Source organism: Aurantimonas sp. DM33-3 (assembly GCF_014334315.1).
GTDB classification, from domain to species: Bacteria; Pseudomonadota; Alphaproteobacteria; order Rhizobiales; family Rhizobiaceae; genus Aurantimonas; species Aurantimonas coralicida.
The window spans coordinates 36466-53992 of the sequence record NZ_JACSGS010000008.1; the positions used below are offsets into that span (position 1 = coordinate 36466).

Sequence of the window (17527 nt, forward strand, 5' to 3'; positions counted from 1 at the left end):
GTCAGCCCTGCCCGTTGACGAAGGCCATGTCGACGGGCGTCAGCGGCGTCTGGCGCAGGCTGCGCATCACCGGGAAGTTCTCGTTCTCCTCCGCCGTGCGCACGAGCTCGATGGTCACGTCGTAGCGGTCGCGGAAGGAATCGACGATGGCGTCGACGAGGATCTCCGGCGCCGAGGCTCCGGCCGACATCGCCACCACCCCGCCGGGCTTCACGCAGTCCCAGGGCAGGTCCTGCGGCCCCTCTACCAGCGCACCCTGCATCGCGCCGGAGCGCTCGGCGACCTCGACGAGGCGGAGCGAGTTCGACGAGTTCGGCGCGCCGACGATGAGAAACAGGTCGGCGCCGGGAGCGGCCGCCTTCACGGCGTCCTGGCGGTTGGTCGTGGCGTAGCAGATCGATTCCGACGAGGGCGCCTGCATCTGCGGGAAACGCGCCTGCAACACCGCGATGATCCCCGCGGTGTCGCCGACCGAGAGGGTGGTCTGGGTCACGAAGCCCAGCGCCTCCGGATCGGCCGGCACATATTCGGCCGCGTCGGCCTCGGTCTCGATCAGCGTGACGCTGCCCTCGGGCAATTGCCCCATCGTGCCGATGACCTCCGGATGGCCGCGATGGCCGATCAGCAGCACATGGCGGCCGAGCCGCGTGTGGCGCATGGCCTGCTTGTGGACCTTGGAGACCAGCGGACAGGTGGCGTCGAGATAGAGCAGGTCGCGGGCCTCGGCGGCGGCCGGAACCGATTTCGGCACGCCATGGGCGGAGAACACCACCGGCTGGCCGTCATCGGGGACCGAATCCAGCTCCTCGACGAAGACCGCGCCCTTGCTGCGCAAGCCTTCCACGACATAGCGGTTGTGGACGATCTCGTGCCGCACATAGACCGGCGCGCCGTATTTCTTCAGCGCCAGCACGACGATCTGGATGGCCCGGTCGACGCCGGCGCAGAAGCCGCGCGGCTCGCACATGCGGATCGTCAGCTTCGGTTTGGTGGCTGTTGCGGACAAGAAGAGCTCCGGGCTGTTCGGCAGGGCGAATGTCGCGCCGAATGAAGGGATGCGACGCATGGGTGTCAAGCCTCGCGGCGCTTGTGGCGCAGCATTGCGGCACGCAGACGATGGCCGGGCGGGACGCCGCCGGCACAACGCCGCCGGCGGTGCGGCTCAGCGCGCTTCGCGCCTGGCGGCACGGCGGTCGCCGACGATCAGCATCCCGGTCATGACGATCAGCACCAGCGCCAGCCCGTACCAGGTAATGGCGTATTGCAGGTGATTGTTCGGGATGTCGATGACGGTCGTGCCGCCGATGGGCCCGCCATCCGGGGTAACGGCCCGTCCGGCATCGACGAAGAACGGCAGCACTGTGACGCCGCCATCCAGCGTCAGCCCCTCGGCCATGGCGTCGATGTCGCGCCAGAAGAAGGTGTCGTTGCCCGGCTCGTTGTCCGGCACGAAATAGCCAGGCGTCTCGCGCGGCGCGTCGCGGGCGAGCCCCGTTACGGACACCACGCCCTCGCTCTGGCCCTCGGCGCGGCCTGCCGGGTCACGCATCTCGTAGGGCACGTAGCCGCGATTGACGAAGACGACGGCGTCCGCATCGGTAAGCAGCGGCGTGAAGACGTTCCAGCCGGGTTTGCCCTCGAAGGTGGTCAGCATGAAGCGCTCGCCGTCATGCAGGAACCGGCCGGTCACGGTCACCGGCGTGTAGTCCACGTCTCCGGTGTCCGCGAAGCGGGCGCGCAGGGCTGCGAGATCGATCGGCTCGGCATGGATGCGGGCGTCGATGCGCTCCAGCATCGCCTGCTTCCACTGCATCCGCTCGACCTGCCACGAGCCCAGCCCGAGCAGGATCGCGATCCCGACGAGGCAGGCGAGAAGCGCGAACCAGAACTTGCCCCGCGACATGCGCCGGGGAACGTATCCGGCGCCGCCTGCGCCGATGGACGAAGCGGAATCAGACGTCATCGCGAAGCCGCCCTTCCGAGGCGTTGTGGCGGTACTGCATGGCGATCATCAGGCCCTTGAGCGCACGCAGGAGCGGCAGGGCCAGCCCGAGGATCAGCGGCAGCCACAGGAGGAAATGCACCCAGAGCGGCGGATCGAAGGCGACCTCCACCCACAGCGCCATGCCGACGACGATGAAGCCGACGATCAGGATCACGAAGACCGCCGGGCCGTCGCCCGAATCGATGAAGCTGTAGTCGAGGTCGCAGTTCGCGCAGCGCGGCGCCACCGTCAGGAAGCCGGCGAACAGCTTGCCCTCGCCGCAGCGCGGGCAGCGACCGAGGACACCGGCCTTCACCGGGTCGGCTGCTCTCTGAGGGCGTCCGCCTGTGTCGCTCAAATGCTCACTCCGTCATGGCTGGCCGGAACCCGCCGCGCAGGCCGTAGGCGCGCGCATGGTCCCGAAACGAAGAAGGCGGCACATCGCTGCGCCGCCCTCGCAATTTCCGTTTGTCCGCCGCCTATTCGACGTGGATCGCGGCGCCCCAGCTGCCCCAGATATAGATGCAGAAGAAGAGGAACAGCCAGACAACGTCGACGAAGTGCCAGTACCAGGCCGCCGCCTCAAAGCCAAAATGCTTCTGCGGGGTGAACTGGCCCTTCATGGCACGCAGCAGGCAGACCGCCAGGAAGATGGTGCCGACCAGGACATGGAAGCCGTGGAAGCCGGTCGCCATGTAGAAGGTCGAGCCGTAGATCGACCCGCCGAAGGCGAAGGGCGCGTGGGCGTATTCGTAATACTGGACGTAGGAGAAGATCACGCCGAGCACGACGGTGAGCGTGAGGCCCCAGATCAGGCCCTTGCGGTCGTTGTGCAGCAGCGCATGGTGCGCCCAGGTCACCGTCGTGCCCGACAGGAGCAGCGTGACCGTGTTGAACAGCGGCAGATGCAGCGGGTCGAGAACCTCGATGCCCTGCGGCGGCCACTGACCGCCCAGCACCTCGGTGCGGGCCGCCTGGATCGCCTCGTTCGGGAACAGGCTGGCGTCGAAGAAGGCCCAGAACCACGCCACGAAGAACATCACCTCCGAGGCGATGAACATGATCATGCCGTAGCGCAGGTGCAGCGAGACGACGCGGGTATGGGCGCCTTCCTGGCCTTCCTTGATGGTGTCAGACCACCACGCATACATGACGTAGAGAACCAGCGCGAGGCCGAGATAGAAGATCCAAGGGCCGGCGAGATCGACGCCGAACATGACGAACTGACCGCCCGCCGCATAGCGCATAAAGCCGACGAGACCGATCATCATGATGAAGGCCCCGGCCGAGGCTAGGAACGGCCACGGGCTCGGATCGATGATGTGATAGTCATGCTTGGCGTGCGTGTCGGCCATCGCGGGTCCCCGGTCTCTTCTGAATGCCCTGCGGTCTGCTTAGCGAAACTCGCTCGGCAACTCCAGCATCTGATTGGTGTTTTCGACAGTCACCGCGATCGCTCGCGGCTCTCTAGAGTTGATCGGTCGTCGGTGTTCTCGTCGTCTCGCCCTTGCTGGCGGCCACCGGGGCCTCCGCTTCGTCGAGCGGGAAGAAGGTGTAGGACAGGGTGATCCCCGGTGCGTCCTTGAGCTCCTCGGCCTCCAGCATGTCGGCATCGACATAGAAGACGATGGGCATGTCGATCTCTTCGCCCGGCTGCAGGGTCTGGTTGTCGAAGCAGAAGCAGGCGATCTTGTTGAAGTAGACGCCGGCGGCCACCGGGGTGACGTTGAAGGTCGCCTGGGCCCGCACCGGCTTGTCCGACAGGTTCTTGACGTGGAAGCTGGTCTCGCGGGTCTCGCCCAGCTTGACGGTGACCTCGCGGTCGTTCGGACCGAACTTCCAGGGCAGCCCCGGCGCGACATTGCCGTCGAAGCGCACCAGCACCGTCCGGTCGATCACCTGGCTCGGCGCGGTCTCGGCGCGCTGGGTGGTGCCGCCATAGCCGGTGACCTGGCAGAACAGGTAGTAGAGCGGCACCGAGGCGTAGGCGGCGCCGACCATGCCCACCGCGAAGGCGGCGCAGGCAACGGCGATGACGAGGCCGCGGCGCCGTGCCGGCTGCGCGGTTGCGTTGGGCTGGGTGTCGGTCATGTCGACAGCTTCGCGAGAGTGACGAAATAGAAGATCACCACCAGCGCGATCAAAACGACGCCGATGGCGATGGAGCGATTGCGCCGGGCACGCTGCTGCGCCTCGGTCAGGCGGATGCGATCATCGTCCATCTCAGTACCACCCTGCCGGCAGCAGCGACCGTGCGACGGCTTCGCCGAGCAGGATCACGAAGAGCGCGAACAGATAGACGATCGAGAAGGCGAACAGCTTCTTGGCCGGCAGCATCTTCTCGTCGCCATCCGGCATCCGGAACGTCGCATAGGCGTGGCGCAGGAAGTTTGCGCCCAGCAGCACCGAGGCGACACCATAGACCGGACCGGCAAAGCCGAGCAGCCAGGGGGCGACCCCGACCGGCACGAGGACCAGCGAATAGAGGAAGATCTGGAGGCGCGTCGCCCGCTCGCCGGCGACGTTCGGGAGCATCGGCACGCCGACGCTGCCGTAATCCTTCAGCTTGAACATGGCCAGCGCCCAAAAATGCGGCGGCGTCCAGAGGAAGATGATCAGGAACAGGACAATGCTCTCGATCGCCACGCCACCGGTGACGGCGGCCCAGCCGACCATCGGCGGAAACGCCCCGGCCGCACCGCCGATGACGATGTTCTGCGGCGTCGAGCGCTTCAGACCCATCGTGTAGATCACGGCGTAGAAGAAGATGGTGAAGGCCAGAAGCCCGGCGGCGAACCAGTTGGACGCCAGTCCCAGCATGGAGACGGCGAGCAGCGACAGGATCAGGCCGAAGGCGAGTGCCGCCTCCCGGTCGATGCGGCCCGCCGGGATCGGCCGGTTGGCGGTGCGCGTCATCACCGCGTCGATGTCGGAATCGTACCACATGTTCAGCGCGCCCGAGGCGCCTGCCCCGATGGCGATCGACAGGATCGAGATCACCGCCAGCGTCGGGTGGATGGCGCCGGGCGCCAGCGCCATGCCGGTGATCGCGGTCAGCACCACGAGCGACATCACCCGCGGCTTCAGCAGGGCGATGTAGTCACGCGGCTCCGCCAGGCTGATCGCCGGCATCGCGTTGGTGTGATTTGCGTCGAGAAGCGTCAAGTCGAACCTCGAACCCGTTCGGCGCGATCCTGGCCCCGCCTGGAGCCGGTCGTCATGCGAACCGTTGCGTCGTTCCGCCATCGGCCTTGTTCCACATCCGTCGGGATGCCGCGCCGTGGCTTGCAGTCGCGGTTCCCGGACTGCGGAACCGTCAGACGATCAGGCATCCCGGATACGGGGATCCGGGATGCCGATTGATTTGCGGGAGACCGCCTGCGATGGGCCTCAGCGGACCCGCGGCAGCTCTTCCCACTGGTGGTACGGCGGCGGCGAAGGCAGCTGCCATTCCAGCGTCGTCGCACCCTCGCCCCACGGGCTCGGACCGGCGATGCGCTTCTTGGAGAAGGCCTCGAAGACACCGTACAGGAACACCAGGACGGCGAAGCCCGAGAGATAGGAGCCCATCGAGGACACGTAGTTCCAGCCGGCGTAGGCTTCCGGATAGTCGACATAGCGGCGGGGCATGCCGGCTGCACCCAGGAAATGCTGCGGGAAGAACACGATGTTCACGCCCACGAAGGTCAGCCAGAAGTGCAGCTTGCCGATCGTCTCGTTGTACATGTAGCCGGACATCTTCGGGAACCAGTAGTACCAGGCCGCGAAGATCGCGAACACCGCACCCAGCGACAGCACGTAGTGGAAGTGGGCGACGACGTAATAGGTGTCGTGCAGCACACGGTCCATGCCGGCATTGGCCAGCTTCACACCCGTCACACCGCCGACGGTGAACAGGAAGATGAAGCCGATTGCCCAGAGCATCGGCGTCTTGAAGCTCAGCGAGCCGCCCCACATCGTCGCGATCCAGGAGAAGATCTTGATGCCGGTGGGAACCGCGATGACCATCGTCGCAAAGACGAAGTAGCGCTGCGTGTTGAGCGAGATGCCGGTGGTGTACATGTGGTGGGCCCACACGACGAAGCCGACGACACCGATCGCGACCATGGCGTAGGCCATGCCGAGATAGCCGAAGACCGGCTTCTTGGAGAAGGTCGAGATGATGTGGCTGATGATGCCGAAGCCCGGCAGGATCAGGATGTACACTTCCGGGTGGCCGAAGAACCAGAACAGGTGCTGGTACAGGATCGGGTCACCACCGCCGGCCGGCGAGAAGAACGTCGTGCCGAAATTGCGGTCGGTCAGGAGCATGGTGATCGCGCCGGCCAGAACCGGGAGCGAGAGCAGCAGCAGGAACGCCGTCACCAGCACGGACCAGGCGAACAGCGGCATCTTGTGCAGCGTCATGCCGGGAGCGCGCATGTTGAGGATCGTGGTGATGAAGTTGATCGCACCGAGGATCGACGAGGCGCCCGCCACGTGCAGCGAGAAGATCGCCAGATCGACGGCCGGCCCGGGGTGACCCGAGGTCGACAGCGGCGGATACATCGTCCAGCCCGTGCCGGCGCCGTTCGAACCCGGCGCACCCTCGACGAACATCGACAGGATCAGCAGCGGGAAGGAGAAGGCGAGCAGCCAGAAGGAGATGTTGTTCAGACGCGGGAACGCCATGTCCGGCGCGCCGATCATGATCGGCACCATCCAGTTGGCGAAGCCGCCGATCAGCGCCGGCATGACCATGAAGAAGATCATGATCAGGCCGTGGCCCGTCGTGAACACGTTGTAGAGCTGCGGGTCGCCGAAGATCTGCAGACCCGGCTCCTGAAGCTCCATGCGCATGGCGATCGACAGCGCACCGCCGATGATGCCCGCGCAGATCGAGAAGATCAGGTAGAGCGTCCCGATGTCCTTGTGGTTGGTCGAATAGACCCAACGCCGCCAGCCGGACGGCATGTGCGCGTCGTGGGCATCGTGAGTGGCACCATATGCCATATCGAGCTCCCTCAAACCCTGTTCGTGTTAGCGGCCGGCCACGGCGACGGAGTCGCCGGACTGGATCCGCGCCGTCAGCTGTGCATTGGCGTCCTCGAGGCTGCCCGACGCGGCGGAGTACCACGCGGCGAACTGCTCCTTGGACACGACGCGCACGGCGATCGGCATGTTGTAGTGAGCCTGGCCGCAGAGCTCGGAGCACTGGCCGTAGAAGATGCCCTCGCGCTGCGCCTCGAACCAGTATTCGTTGAGGCGACCCGGCACGGCATCGACCTTCACGCCCAGCGACGGCAGGGCGAAGGAATGGATGACGTCGCCCGAGGTCGAGATCAGGCGGATGACGGTATCGACCGGCACGACCATCTCGTTGTCGACGGCGAGAAGGTGCGGATAGACGTTGCGATCGGCCTTGCCGCTCGCGTCGCGATCATCCTCGATCAGCGGGTAGGATTCGAAGGAGACCGGCTCGGCCTCCGCCTCGGCCGACACTTCGGACGGCTGGTATTCGTAACCCCAGTACCACTGGTAGCCGGTCGCCTTGACGGTCAGCTCCGGCTCGCTCGGCGGATTGTACTGCGCCGTCAGAAGCTGGAAGGACGGCACCGCCAGGAAGAGAAGAACGATCACCGGGGCGAGCGTCCAGACCACCTCGATCATGGTGTTGTGGCTGGTGCGCGAGGGGACCGGGTTGCGCGAGGCGCGATAGCGGAACACCACCCAGGCCAGAAGCACGGCGACCAGGATGGTGATCGGAATGATGAAGGCGAGCGTGTAGTCGCTGAACCAGTGGATCTGCGCCTCGATGGGGGACAGCGCTTCCTGCAGGCCCATCTGCCAGGGGTGCGGCTGACCCGGAAGCAGGTCACTCTCCTGTGCGACAGCCGAACCGGCGGTCCCCATGGATGCCATCGCGGCAAAGATCGATCGTTTCACTCGCATTGTCTCCCTGCGCGCTCGTGCGTCAGTGGTGGGAACCGGCGTTTCGGGGACGAATAGCGCCTGCCGCCATCCGGCGCCAGCACCGGCATCCCGCGAAATCGGAAGAATCTTCGGCTCGCCGCTTAAAACCACGAAACCCGGCGCGCCGCAACATCTTAGAACCATCGCAAGCTTGCGGCATTTTTGCGCCGGGACCGGCATTCCGGCGCCTCCACGGCATCGCCCCGCGGACGATTCGCATTGCCGCGACCGGGCCCGTTTGCCGCCGCTCCGGCCCGTTCTGTTCGACGGACGCTGTCCGGTAACCATTTGTTTGCTATAACGCCGGCACATTCCAATCCAGTCTCGAACCGGATGACCCGATGATCAGAACCCTTCAGACGGCGGCTGCGGCCCTCGCCCTTTGCGCCGCCAGCCTTCACCCTGCCTTCGCCCAGTCGGGCGCAACCGGCACCGTCAAGTCACAGCACGGCGCCTGGGCCATCGTCTGCGACCAGCCGGCAGGCGCCTCGGGCGACCAGTGCGCGCTGCTGCAGAATGTCGTCGCCGAGGACCGTCCGGAAATCGGCCTGTCGATCGTCGCCCTGAAGACGGCCGACCAGCAGGCCCGGATCCTGCGCGTCCTGGCGCCGCTGGGCATTCTCCTGCCGAACGGTCTCGGCCTCTATGTCGACGGCAAGGATATCGGCCGCGCGCAGTTCGTGCGGTGCTTCGACGACGGCTGCTATGCCGAGGTGATCCTCGCCGACGAACTCCTGAAGACGCTGTCGGGCGGCGCCACCGCCACCTTCATCGTCTTCCAGACCCCCGAACAGGGCATCGGCATCCCGGTCGATCTCAACGGTTTTGCGGACGGTTTCGCCGCCCTCCCCTGACACCCTGCGGAGACGGTTTGCGCCCCGGCGCGGGACCGTCGGCCATCGCATCGGGCGGCGCCCCTGTTGGCAGGCGGCGCCGCGACGCTTATCTGCGGGGCCTGTTGCCAGAGGAGTCCTGCCATGTCCGCGTCGCTGATCGAGCGCTTCGACATCTCACGCGCCGAGATCGACGCGATTCTCGGGGAAACCCTGTCCGGTGCCGATGATGGCGAGCTGTTCCTCGAATACCGCGAATCGGAATCGCTGGTCTTCGACAATGGCCGCCTGAAGGCCGGCAATTTCTCCACCGACCAGGGCTTCGGCCTGAGAGCCGTGGCCGGCGAGGCCGTCGGCTACGCCCATGCCGGCGACTTTTCCGACGCCGCGCTGAAGCGCGCCGCAATGGCGGTCTCCGCCGTGAAGACCGGTCGGAACGGCGCCTATGCCGAAGCGCCGGCCGGCACCAACCACAAGGTCTATGGCGACGAGAACCCGATCCCCTCGCCCGGCTTCGAGGCGAAGGTCAGGCTGCTCCAGGACATCGACGCCTATCTGCGCGGCCAGGGCGACGATGTGCGCCAGGTCTCCGTCACGCTCGGCTCGCAATGGCAGAATGTCGAGATCCTGCGCGCCGACGGCCGGCTGGTGAAGGACGTGCGCCCGCTCGTCCGCATCAATGTCTCCGTCGTTTGCGGCGAAGGCGACCGCCAGGAATCGGGTTCCTTCGGCGCCGGCGGGCGGACCGGCTTCTCCGAATTCTTCGTCACCGAGAACTGGCAGGCCATCGCAGACAAGGCGATCGCCCAGGCCCGCGTCAATCTGCGGGCGGTCGCAGCCCCTGCCGGCACCTTCGACATCGTGCTGGCTTCGGGCTGGCCGGGCGTCATGCTGCACGAGGCGGTCGGCCATGGGCTGGAAGGCGACTTCAACCGCAAGAAGACCTCCGCCTTCTCCGGCCTGATGGGCCAGCAGGTCGCCGCGAAGGGCATCACCGTCGTCGACGACGGGACGGTGGCCGAGCGCCGTGGCTCGCTGACCATCGATGACGAAGGCACGCCGTCCAACCGCACGGTGCTGATTGAGGACGGCAAGCTCGTCGGCTACATGCAGGACCGTCAGAACGGCCGGCTGATGGGTATGGCCTCCACCGGCAATGGCCGGCGCCAGTCCTATGCCCATGTGCCGATGCCGCGCATGACCAACACGATGATGCTGGACGGTCCGCATACGCCGGAAGAGATCCTCGCTTCGGTGAAGGACGGCATCTATGCCGTCTCCTTCGGCGGCGGGCAGGTCGACATCACCTCGGGCAAGTTCGTCTTCGGCTGCACCGAGGCCTACCGCATCCGCGACGGCAAGGTGGCCGAGCCGGTGAAGGGCGCCATGCTGATCGGCAACGGCCCGGAGGCGATGCACCGGGTCTCGATGGTCGGCAACGACGTGGCGCTGGATACCGGCATCGGCATGTGCGGCAAGAACGGCCAGGGCGTGCCGGTCGGCGTCGGCCAGCCACATCTGCGCATGGACCGCATGACGGTGGGCGGCACCGAGACCTGAGCCGCCGCCGTCCCGCAAGCCCCTCCCGATCGCGCCCCGACAGCCGGACGAGTGCCATGCAGTTCCAGTCGATCCTCATCCTGACAGGCGCCGGCATCTCGGCCGAATCCGGCGTCGACACGTTTCGCGACGTCGGCGGGATCTGGTCGAAGGTCCGGCTGGAGGACGTGGCGACGCCGGAGGGCTTTGCCCGCGACCCGGCCATGGTCCACGATTTCTACAACCAGCGGCGGGCGGGGCTCGCCGGCGTGAAACCCAACCCGGCCCATCTCGCCCTGGCGCGGCTCGAGCGGGAGTTTTCCGGCAGCGTCACGGTGGTCACCCAGAACATCGACGATCTGCACGAGCGGGCCGGCTCGCGCGGCGTGATCCACATGCATGGCGAGCTGGCCAAGGCGCTCTGCGCCCGCTGCGGCACACGCGGCCCGTCGCCCGATCAGTTGTCGACGGAACTGGCCTGCCGCCAGTGCGGCAGTCTGGCGGGCATGCGGCCGGACGTCGTCTGGTTCGGCGAGATGCCGTACCACATGGACATGATCTACGACCGGCTGGCCGCGGCCGACCTGTTCGTGTCGATCGGCACCAGCGGCGCGGTCTATCCCGCCGCCGGCTTCGTCGAGGACGCGCGGGCCAATGGCAGCCGCACGCTGGAACTCAATCTCGAGCCCTCGGCCGGCACCACGCTGTTTTCCGAAGCGCGGCACGGGCCAGCCAGCCGCCTCGTGCCCGACTTCGTCGACGAGATGCTGGCGCGGCGCTGAGCCGCAGCGTTCGCCCTTACGGGTAGAGCCGCTCCACGTCCCAGCCGGTGCCCGGCTCGCCGCGCGGCGTGAAGATGGCGCGGTCGTGCAGGCGGAACTGGCCGTCGTGCCAGAACTCGATCTGGGTCGGCATCAGCCGGAAGCCCGACCAGTGCGGCGGGCGCGGCACCGGGCCGTCGCCATATTCGGCGCCGAGCGCGGCGACCTTCTCCTCCAGGACTACCCGGCTTGCCAGTGGCCGCGACTGGTGGGATGCCCAGGCGCCGATGCGGCTGCCCTGGGGGCGCGAGGCGAAATAGGCGTCGGCCTCGGCGTCCGAGACGATCTCGACCGGACCGCGCACGCGCACCTGCCGGCGCAGCGACTTCCAGTGGAAGCACATGGCCGCCTTTCGGCTGGCCAGGAGCTGGGCCCCTTTGGCGCTCTCGAAATTCGTGTAGAAGACGAAACCGCGCGCATCGAACTCCTTCAACAGGACCATGCGCACATCCGGCAGGCCGGCCGCGTCCACCGTCGCCAGCGCCACTGCGCCGGGATCGTTGGGCTCGCTCGCCTCGGCGTCTTCCAGCCAGGCCGAAAACAGCGCGATCGGATCGTCGCCGACGGGTCTTTCACCAAGAGTTAAGGCTTCGCTAGCCATTATCGTCATGATCCTTTGCATATGACATCGTCGCAACGATTCGCGGCGCGGCGCCGTAACAGATAAGAGATCGATGGCATCGTTCCAAATCCTCCTGGCCGGCCTGCTCGCGCTCGCGCTCGGCGGATGCGTGGTCGCGGGCCCGAATGCGGGCGACATGATCGACGACACGCTGATCACCGGCTCGATCGCGCCGCCCCCTGCCCCCGCGGCCTCGAGCGACAATTCGGCGATCCCCGATCTCGAGCGCCTGTCTGACCGGCGCACGGTCCGCAACGCCGTGTCGGCCGCCGACATCGAGGCGGCGGCCAAGAGCTACCCCTGGGCCAATCCGCAGACCGGCACCAACGGCGTGATCAGCGCCCTGCAGGAAGTGCGCAACGGATCGCGCATCTGCCGGACCTTCCAGACCTCGCGCCAGCGCTTCGACGGCGTCGCGCTCTACAATGGCGAGGCCTGCACCACCGGTGCCGGCGAATGGGCCCTGGTGCGCTTCGACGAGAACGGCTGAGGCGATCCTGGCGCCGATCCGGGCCCTCGACCCTTAAATTCCATGGCGGCATCCACCATATAGGCGCAGGGCGCGGACCCTCCGCGTCACATTCGCCCAGCCATCATTCGTGAAGGACCCATTGCGTCATGCGCGACCCTTACGCCGTCCTCGGCGTTGCCAAGACAGCGAGCGAAAAGGAGATCAAATCCGCCTTTCGCAAGCTCGCCAAGCAGTATCACCCGGATGCCAATGCCAGCGATCCGAAGGCTGCGGCGCGTTTCAACGAGGCCAATCAGGCCTATGAAATTCTCGGTGACAAGGACAAGCGCGCGCAGTTCGACCGGGGCGAGATCGATGCCGAGGGCAAGGCGAAGTTCCAGGGCTTCGGCGGCGGCGGCAGCCCGTTCGGTGCCGGCGGCTTCGGCGGCGGCCGCGGCCAGCGGCCCGGCGGTTTCGACTTCCGCTCGACGGGCGGCCCGGAAGACATGGGCGCCGAGGGGCTGTTCTCGGACTTCTTCGAGCAGGCCTTTGCCGGCGCAGCCGGTGGCCGTCGCTCGGCCGGACCCGGCTTTGCCGGTGCCCGCAACGCCAGCACGAAGGGCGAGGACATCAACGCCAATCTGAAGGTCAAGCTGGCCGACGTCGTGTCCGGCGCCAAGGTCGAGGCGATCTTCCCGACCGGCAAGCGGCTGGCGATCCGGCTGCCGGAAGGCGTCGAGGACGGCCAGACGATCCGTCTCAAGGGCCAGGGTCAGCCGGCCCCGGTGCCGGGCGGCAAGCCGGGGGACGCGCTGGTCACCGTGCAGTTCGCGCCCCATCCGCGCTTTCGCATCGATGGCCGCGACCTGATCCACGATCTGCCCGTCCCGCTGAAGACCGCGGTGCTCGGCGGCAAGGTCGAGGTCGAGACCCTTGACGGCCGCATCGCACTGACCATTCCGGCCTGGACGAACTCCGGCAAGACCTTCCGCCTGCGCGGAAAGGGGCTGACGACGAAGGCGGGTGGACGCGGCGACCTGATGGCGTCGGTGCGCATCATGCTGCCCGAGGGCGACGCCGATCTCGCCGCGCTGTTCCAGAAACAGGCCGAGCGCGAAGACGCCATCGGCTGATCGGCCACGGTCGCCCGGCAAACGACGCCCCTGCCCGACAGGGCGGCGCAAGCGTGCTTGAAGGCCCGGCGGGGCTATGCCATACCCGCCGCCGCCAAAGCATTGTTTGCACGCTGTCTTGAGGGAGTCGCGCCATGGCCGAATCGAAGGGTCTGATGACCGGCAAGCGTGGCCTCGTGATGGGCGTCGCGAACAACCGCTCGATCGCCTGGGGCATCGCCAAGGCGGCCCGCGAGGCCGGTGCGGAACTCGCCTTCACCTATCAGGGCGACGCGTTGCGCAAGCGGGTCGAACCGCTGGCCAAGGAGCTCGATGCCCTGGTCGTCGGCCATTGCGACGTCAGCGACGCCGCCTCCATCGATGCCTGCTTCAAGACCATCGAGGACGAATGGGGCAAGCTCGACTTCCTCGTCCACGCCATCGGCTTTTCCGACAAGGACGAGCTGACCGGTCGCTATGTCGACACGAGCGAGGCGAATTTCTCCAAGACCATGCTGATCTCGGTCTATTCCTTCACGGCTGTCGCCCAGCGCGCCGAGAAGCTGATGACCGACGGCGGCTCGATGCTGACCATGTCGTATTACGGCGCCGAGAAGGTGATGCCGAACTACAATGTCATGGGTGTCGCCAAGGCCGCGCTCGAGGCGAGCGTCCAGTATCTGGCGGTCGATCTCGGCCCGAAGAACATCCGCGTCAACGCCATCTCCGCCGGCCCGATCAAGACGCTGGCGGCCTCCGGCATCGGCGATTTTCGCTACATCCTCAAATGGAACGAGTACAACGCGCCGCTGCGCCGCACCGTGACCATCGACGAGGTGGGCGATGTCGGCCTCTACTTCCTGTCGGATCTGTCGCGCTCGGTGACCGGTGAAATCCACCATGCCGATTCGGGCTACCACGTGGTCGGCATGAAGGCCGTCGACGCGCCCGACATCTCGGTGGTCAAGGACCTGCCGTAAGCCGGTCCCTCTCTCCGACGCCATGGCGGATGCTGCGATGATTTCGACCGAACTCTATCTCTGCCGCCACGGCCAGACCGACTGGAACGCCGAAGGCCGGCTGCAGGGCCAGGAAGACATTCCGCTCAACGCCCTCGGCCGCGAGCAGGCCCGGCGCAACGGCCTGTGCCTGCGCAACATCCTCGGCGCCGGCGCCTCCGGCTTCAGCTTCCTGTCGAGCCCGCTCGGCCGTGCCGTCGAGACGATGCGGATCATCCGCACCGAACTGGACCTTCCCCCGGACGATTTCGAGACCGATCCGCGCCTGGTGGAGCTGCATTTCGGCGACTGGCAGGGCTCCACCCTCGACGAGGTCCGCAAGAGCGATCCCGACGGGCCGAAGCGGCGCAAGGCCGACAAGTGGAACTTCGTGCCGCCGGGCGAGAAGGCCGAATCCTATGCGCTTCTGGCCGAACGGGTGCGCCCCGTCTTCGAAAGCCTTTCGCGGCCGACCATCGTGACCGCCCATGGCGGCGTGTCGCGCTGCATCCTGCGCATGTATGGCGGCTTCGACGACCGGGCGGCCGCCCGCGGCGACATCGCACAGGACCGCATCCTGCACTGGCTCGACGGCGGGCTGACCTGGGTCTGAGAGCTGCTCAGCCGGCGTCGACGATGCGCAGGGTCTCGGTCTCGCCGAAAATCAGCACCACGTCCATGCCGGGCTCGACGACGTCGTAGTCGAAATTCTCCGGCAGCCGGTAGGTGACGCCGTCGCTGAGGCGCAACTGGGCGTGCTCGCGGTCGATCGCCTCGATGGTGCCGTCGACTTCTTCCGCCATGGCCGGGATCGTCATCGCCACGGTGAGAAAGGACGTCGCGAAGAATGCGAGAATCTGCCTGGTCACTGTATGGTCCTTCCACCTCCGCCGCGACCGCCATCATGGCACGCGGCGTTCTCGCTGCCCCTCTCCGGGGCGTCTGTCAGCTGCGATGTTTGGCCCCGATTGTGTCAATTCTCGTGCGCGAAAATTACAATTCGTTTCGATCCGTTGCATTTGACGGATTTGGTTAAGCTAACGTAAGCGAGGCTTCCTCCAGGCCTCTTCTCCTTTCGGCGGAATTCCATGTCCCACAACAGCTTCGGTCATCTCTTTCGCGTCACCACCTGGGGCGAGAGCCACGGGATCGCGATCGGCTGCGTGGTCGACGGGACGCCCCCGGGAACCCGGTTCTCGGAAGCCGGCATCCAGGCCTATCTCGACAAGCGCCGCCCCGGCCAGTCGCGCTACACCACCCAGCGCCAGGAGCCCGACCAGGTGCGGGTGCTGTCCGGCGTGATGCCCGGCGAGGCCGAGGGCGAACTCGTCGCCACCGGCACGCCGATCGCGCTGGAGATCCAGAACACCGACCAGCGCTCGAAGGACTATTCCGACATCGCCCGGCGCTATCGGCCCGGCCATGCCGACATCACCTACGACATGAAATACGGCGTGCGGGACTATCGCGGCGGCGGCCGCTCCTCGGCCCGCGAGACCGCCACCCGCGTGGCGGCCGGCGCCATCGCCCGGCAGATCGTGCCGGGCCTGACGGTCCGCGCGGCCCTCGTCCAGATCGGCACCATCGCCATCGACCGCAGCCGCTGGGACTGGGACGAGGTTGACCGCAACCCGTTCTTCTGCCCCGACGCCCAGACCGCCGAACGCTGGGCCGAGCATCTGGACGCCGTGCGCAAGAGCGGCTCGTCGGTCGGCGCCATCGTCGAGGTGGTCGCCGAGGGCGTGCCCGGAGGCCTCGGCGCGCCGATCTACGCCAAGCTCGACGGCGACATTGCCGCCAATCTGATGTCGATCAACGCCGTGAAGGGCGTCGAGATCGGCGATGGCTTCGCCGCCGCCACGCTGTCGGGCGAGGAGAATGCCGACGAGATCCGCATCGGGCCCGACGGCGCGCCGCAATTCCTGACCAACCATGCCGGCGGCATTCTGGGCGGCATCTCCACCGGCCAGCCGGTCGTGGCGCGTTTCGCCGTCAAGCCGACCTCGTCGATCCTCACCCCGACCCGCTCGGTCGATGCGGACGGCCAGGAGGTCGACGTGATGACCAAGGGCCGCCACGATCCCTGCGTCGGCATCCGCGCCGTGCCGATCGGCGAGGCGATGGTCGCCTGCGCGGTGGCCGACCATTATCTGCGCCATCGCGGCCAGACCGGGCGGGGCTGACGCCCCTCGCCGCCTCCGGCACGGGCCGGATCGTCAAACAAATCGTTGAACAGGTCCGCGAGGACGCTAAGGTCGCCCCATGCGGACACGTCTCTACCATCACCCCATCTTCGCCGAGCATCTGACCGGTCCCGGCCATCCCGAGCGCCCCGAGCGCATGCAGGCGGTCACGGCCGCGCTCGAGGACGAGGCGTTCCAGCATCTGGACCGGGCCGAGGCGCCGGAAGGCGCGCTGGAGGCGATCTATCGCTGCCATCCGGAGGATTACGTCCGCAAGGTCGCGACGACGATTCCCGAGGAAGGGCTGGTGCGCGTCGACAACGACACCATCGTCAGCCCGAAGAGCTTCACCGCGGCGCTGCACGGCGTCGGCGCGGCGACCGCGGCCGTCGACGACGTCATGACGGACGAATGCGACAATGTCTTCGTCGCGGCACGGCCGCCCGGCCACCATGCCGAGCGCCAGACGGCGATGGGCTTCTGCCTGTTCAACAACGCCGCCATCGCCGCGCGCCACGCCCAGACGGTGCACGGCCTCGACCGCGTCGCCATCGTCGACTGGGACGTCCACCACGGCAACGGCACCCAGGACATCTTCTGGGAGGATTCGTCGGTCATGTACTGCTCGACCCACCAGATGCCGCTCTATCCGGGCACCGGCGCCAAGGGCGAGACCGGCCAGGGCAACATCGTCAACGCGCCGCTGTCGGCCGGCGACGGCAGTGACGTCTTCAAGGACGCGTTCCGCTCGCGGGTGCTGCCGGCGCTGCGGGACTTCCACCCCGACCTCGTCATCATCTCGGCCGGCTTCGACGCCCATCACCGCGATCCGCTGGCCAATCTCAAGCTGACCGAGGCGGATTTCGACTGGGCCACCGCCGAACTGATGGCGCTGGCCGACCGGGCCTGCGACGGCCGGCTTGTGAGCCTTCTCGAAGGCGGTTACGACCTGCACGGCCTCGCGGTCTCCACGACTGCCCATGTCAAGCGGATGATGACCGGCTGACCACGACCTCTCTTCGACGAGAGGCC

General features: G+C 66.9%; 20 protein-coding genes. 9 read left to right on the top strand and 11 right to left on the bottom strand.

The genetic code is table 11. The features are described from left to right. Position 1 precedes the first annotated feature (1 nt). From ispH to coxB, 9 genes are all read right to left on the bottom strand, one after another. Positions 2-1006 (bottom strand): 4-hydroxy-3-methylbut-2-enyl diphosphate reductase, encoded by a 1005-nt coding sequence (gene ispH, locus H9Q09_RS12410; RefSeq protein ID WP_187391311.1) that lies wholly within the window; start codon positions 1004-1006, stop codon positions 2-4. A gap of 156 nt (positions 1007-1162) precedes the next feature. Beyond that, positions 1163-1963, bottom strand: coding sequence for an SURF1 family protein (locus H9Q09_RS12415; RefSeq protein WP_187391312.1), 801 nt, complete (start codon positions 1961-1963; stop codon positions 1163-1165). Then, complete coding sequence (locus tag H9Q09_RS12420; protein ID WP_187391313.1) at positions 1953-2342, bottom strand: DUF983 domain-containing protein; 390 nt, start codon at positions 2340-2342, stop codon at positions 1953-1955. The genes H9Q09_RS12415 and H9Q09_RS12420 overlap by 11 nt, the downstream gene beginning before the upstream one ends. A 121-nt stretch (positions 2343-2463) precedes the next feature. Beyond that, complete coding sequence (locus H9Q09_RS12425) at positions 2464-3339, bottom strand: cytochrome c oxidase subunit 3 (RefSeq protein WP_024349991.1); 876 nt, start codon at positions 3337-3339, stop codon at positions 2464-2466. Between the two features lie 112 nt (positions 3340-3451). After that, complete coding sequence (locus H9Q09_RS12430; protein ID WP_187391314.1) at positions 3452-4075, bottom strand: cytochrome c oxidase assembly protein; 624 nt, start codon at positions 4073-4075, stop codon at positions 3452-3454. Continuing rightward, on the bottom strand, positions 4072-4206 hold the full coding sequence (locus H9Q09_RS22680) for a hypothetical protein (RefSeq protein WP_281414919.1): 135 nt from the start codon (positions 4204-4206) through the stop codon (positions 4072-4074). The genes H9Q09_RS12430 and H9Q09_RS22680 overlap by 4 nt, the downstream gene beginning before the upstream one ends. Before the next feature lies 1 nt (position 4207). Continuing rightward, on the bottom strand, positions 4208-5116 hold the full coding sequence (locus H9Q09_RS12435) for a heme o synthase (protein ID WP_051141555.1): 909 nt from the start codon (positions 5114-5116) through the stop codon (positions 4208-4210). A gap of 258 nt (positions 5117-5374) precedes the next feature. Then, positions 5375-6976, bottom strand: a complete 1602-nt coding sequence (ctaD, locus tag H9Q09_RS12440; protein WP_024349987.1) for a cytochrome c oxidase subunit I — start codon at positions 6974-6976, stop codon at positions 5375-5377. 27 nt (positions 6977-7003) lie between these two features. Then, on the bottom strand, positions 7004-7876 hold the full coding sequence (coxB, locus tag H9Q09_RS12445; RefSeq protein WP_228240182.1) for a cytochrome c oxidase subunit II: 873 nt from the start codon (positions 7874-7876) through the stop codon (positions 7004-7006). Between the two features lie 401 nt (positions 7877-8277). Between coxB and H9Q09_RS12450 the strand changes: the two genes are divergently transcribed. The 3 genes from H9Q09_RS12450 to H9Q09_RS12460 all read left to right on the top strand — a co-directional run bounded on the left by H9Q09_RS12450 (position 8278) and on the right by H9Q09_RS12460 (position 11090). Then, on the top strand, positions 8278-8790 hold the full coding sequence (locus tag H9Q09_RS12450; protein ID WP_009210621.1) for an invasion associated locus B family protein: 513 nt from the start codon (positions 8278-8280) through the stop codon (positions 8788-8790). 123 nt (positions 8791-8913) lie between these two features. After that, positions 8914-10329, top strand: coding sequence for a metalloprotease TldD (tldD, locus tag H9Q09_RS12455; RefSeq protein ID WP_187391315.1), 1416 nt, complete (start codon positions 8914-8916; stop codon positions 10327-10329). Between the two features lie 56 nt (positions 10330-10385). Further along, a complete protein-coding gene (locus H9Q09_RS12460) occupies positions 10386-11090 on the top strand; it encodes an NAD-dependent deacylase (RefSeq protein WP_024349984.1) in 705 nt (234 codons plus the stop codon). Between the two features lie 16 nt (positions 11091-11106). Here H9Q09_RS12460 and pdxH read toward each other — a convergent pair whose 3' ends face one another. Continuing rightward, positions 11107-11730 (bottom strand): pyridoxamine 5'-phosphate oxidase, encoded by a 624-nt coding sequence (pdxH, locus tag H9Q09_RS12465; protein ID WP_187391316.1) that lies wholly within the window; start codon positions 11728-11730, stop codon positions 11107-11109. 73 nt (positions 11731-11803) lie between these two features. Between pdxH and H9Q09_RS12470 the strand changes: the two genes are divergently transcribed. The 4 genes from H9Q09_RS12470 to H9Q09_RS12485 all read left to right on the top strand — a co-directional run bounded on the left by H9Q09_RS12470 (position 11804) and on the right by H9Q09_RS12485 (position 14925). Next, positions 11804-12241 (top strand): RT0821/Lpp0805 family surface protein, encoded by a 438-nt coding sequence (locus H9Q09_RS12470; protein WP_187391317.1) that lies wholly within the window; start codon positions 11804-11806, stop codon positions 12239-12241. 128 nt (positions 12242-12369) lie between these two features. Beyond that, complete coding sequence (locus tag H9Q09_RS12475; RefSeq protein ID WP_187391318.1) at positions 12370-13335, top strand: J domain-containing protein; 966 nt, start codon at positions 12370-12372, stop codon at positions 13333-13335. Between the two features lie 134 nt (positions 13336-13469). Further along, positions 13470-14294, top strand: coding sequence for an enoyl-ACP reductase FabI (gene fabI / locus H9Q09_RS12480; RefSeq protein ID WP_009210626.1), 825 nt, complete (start codon positions 13470-13472; stop codon positions 14292-14294). A gap of 37 nt (positions 14295-14331) precedes the next feature. After that, positions 14332-14925 carry a histidine phosphatase family protein gene (locus tag H9Q09_RS12485; protein WP_187391319.1) on the top strand — a complete coding sequence of 198 codons (594 nt, stop codon included), beginning with the start codon at positions 14332-14334 and terminating at the stop codon, positions 14923-14925. 7 nt (positions 14926-14932) lie between these two features. Here H9Q09_RS12485 and H9Q09_RS12490 read toward each other — a convergent pair whose 3' ends face one another. Beyond that, entirely contained in the window at positions 14933-15181 is a 249-nt protein-coding gene (locus H9Q09_RS12490; RefSeq protein WP_040325888.1) for a DUF1344 domain-containing protein, read from the bottom strand. A gap of 219 nt (positions 15182-15400) precedes the next feature. Between H9Q09_RS12490 and aroC the strand changes: the two genes are divergently transcribed. Beyond that, positions 15401-16495 carry a chorismate synthase gene (aroC, locus tag H9Q09_RS12495; RefSeq protein WP_187391320.1) on the top strand — a complete coding sequence of 365 codons (1095 nt, stop codon included), beginning with the start codon at positions 15401-15403 and terminating at the stop codon, positions 16493-16495. A 79-nt stretch (positions 16496-16574) separates the two neighbouring features. Next, complete coding sequence (locus H9Q09_RS12500) at positions 16575-17501, top strand: histone deacetylase family protein (protein ID WP_187391321.1); 927 nt, start codon at positions 16575-16577, stop codon at positions 17499-17501. Positions 17502-17527 lie beyond the last annotated feature (26 nt).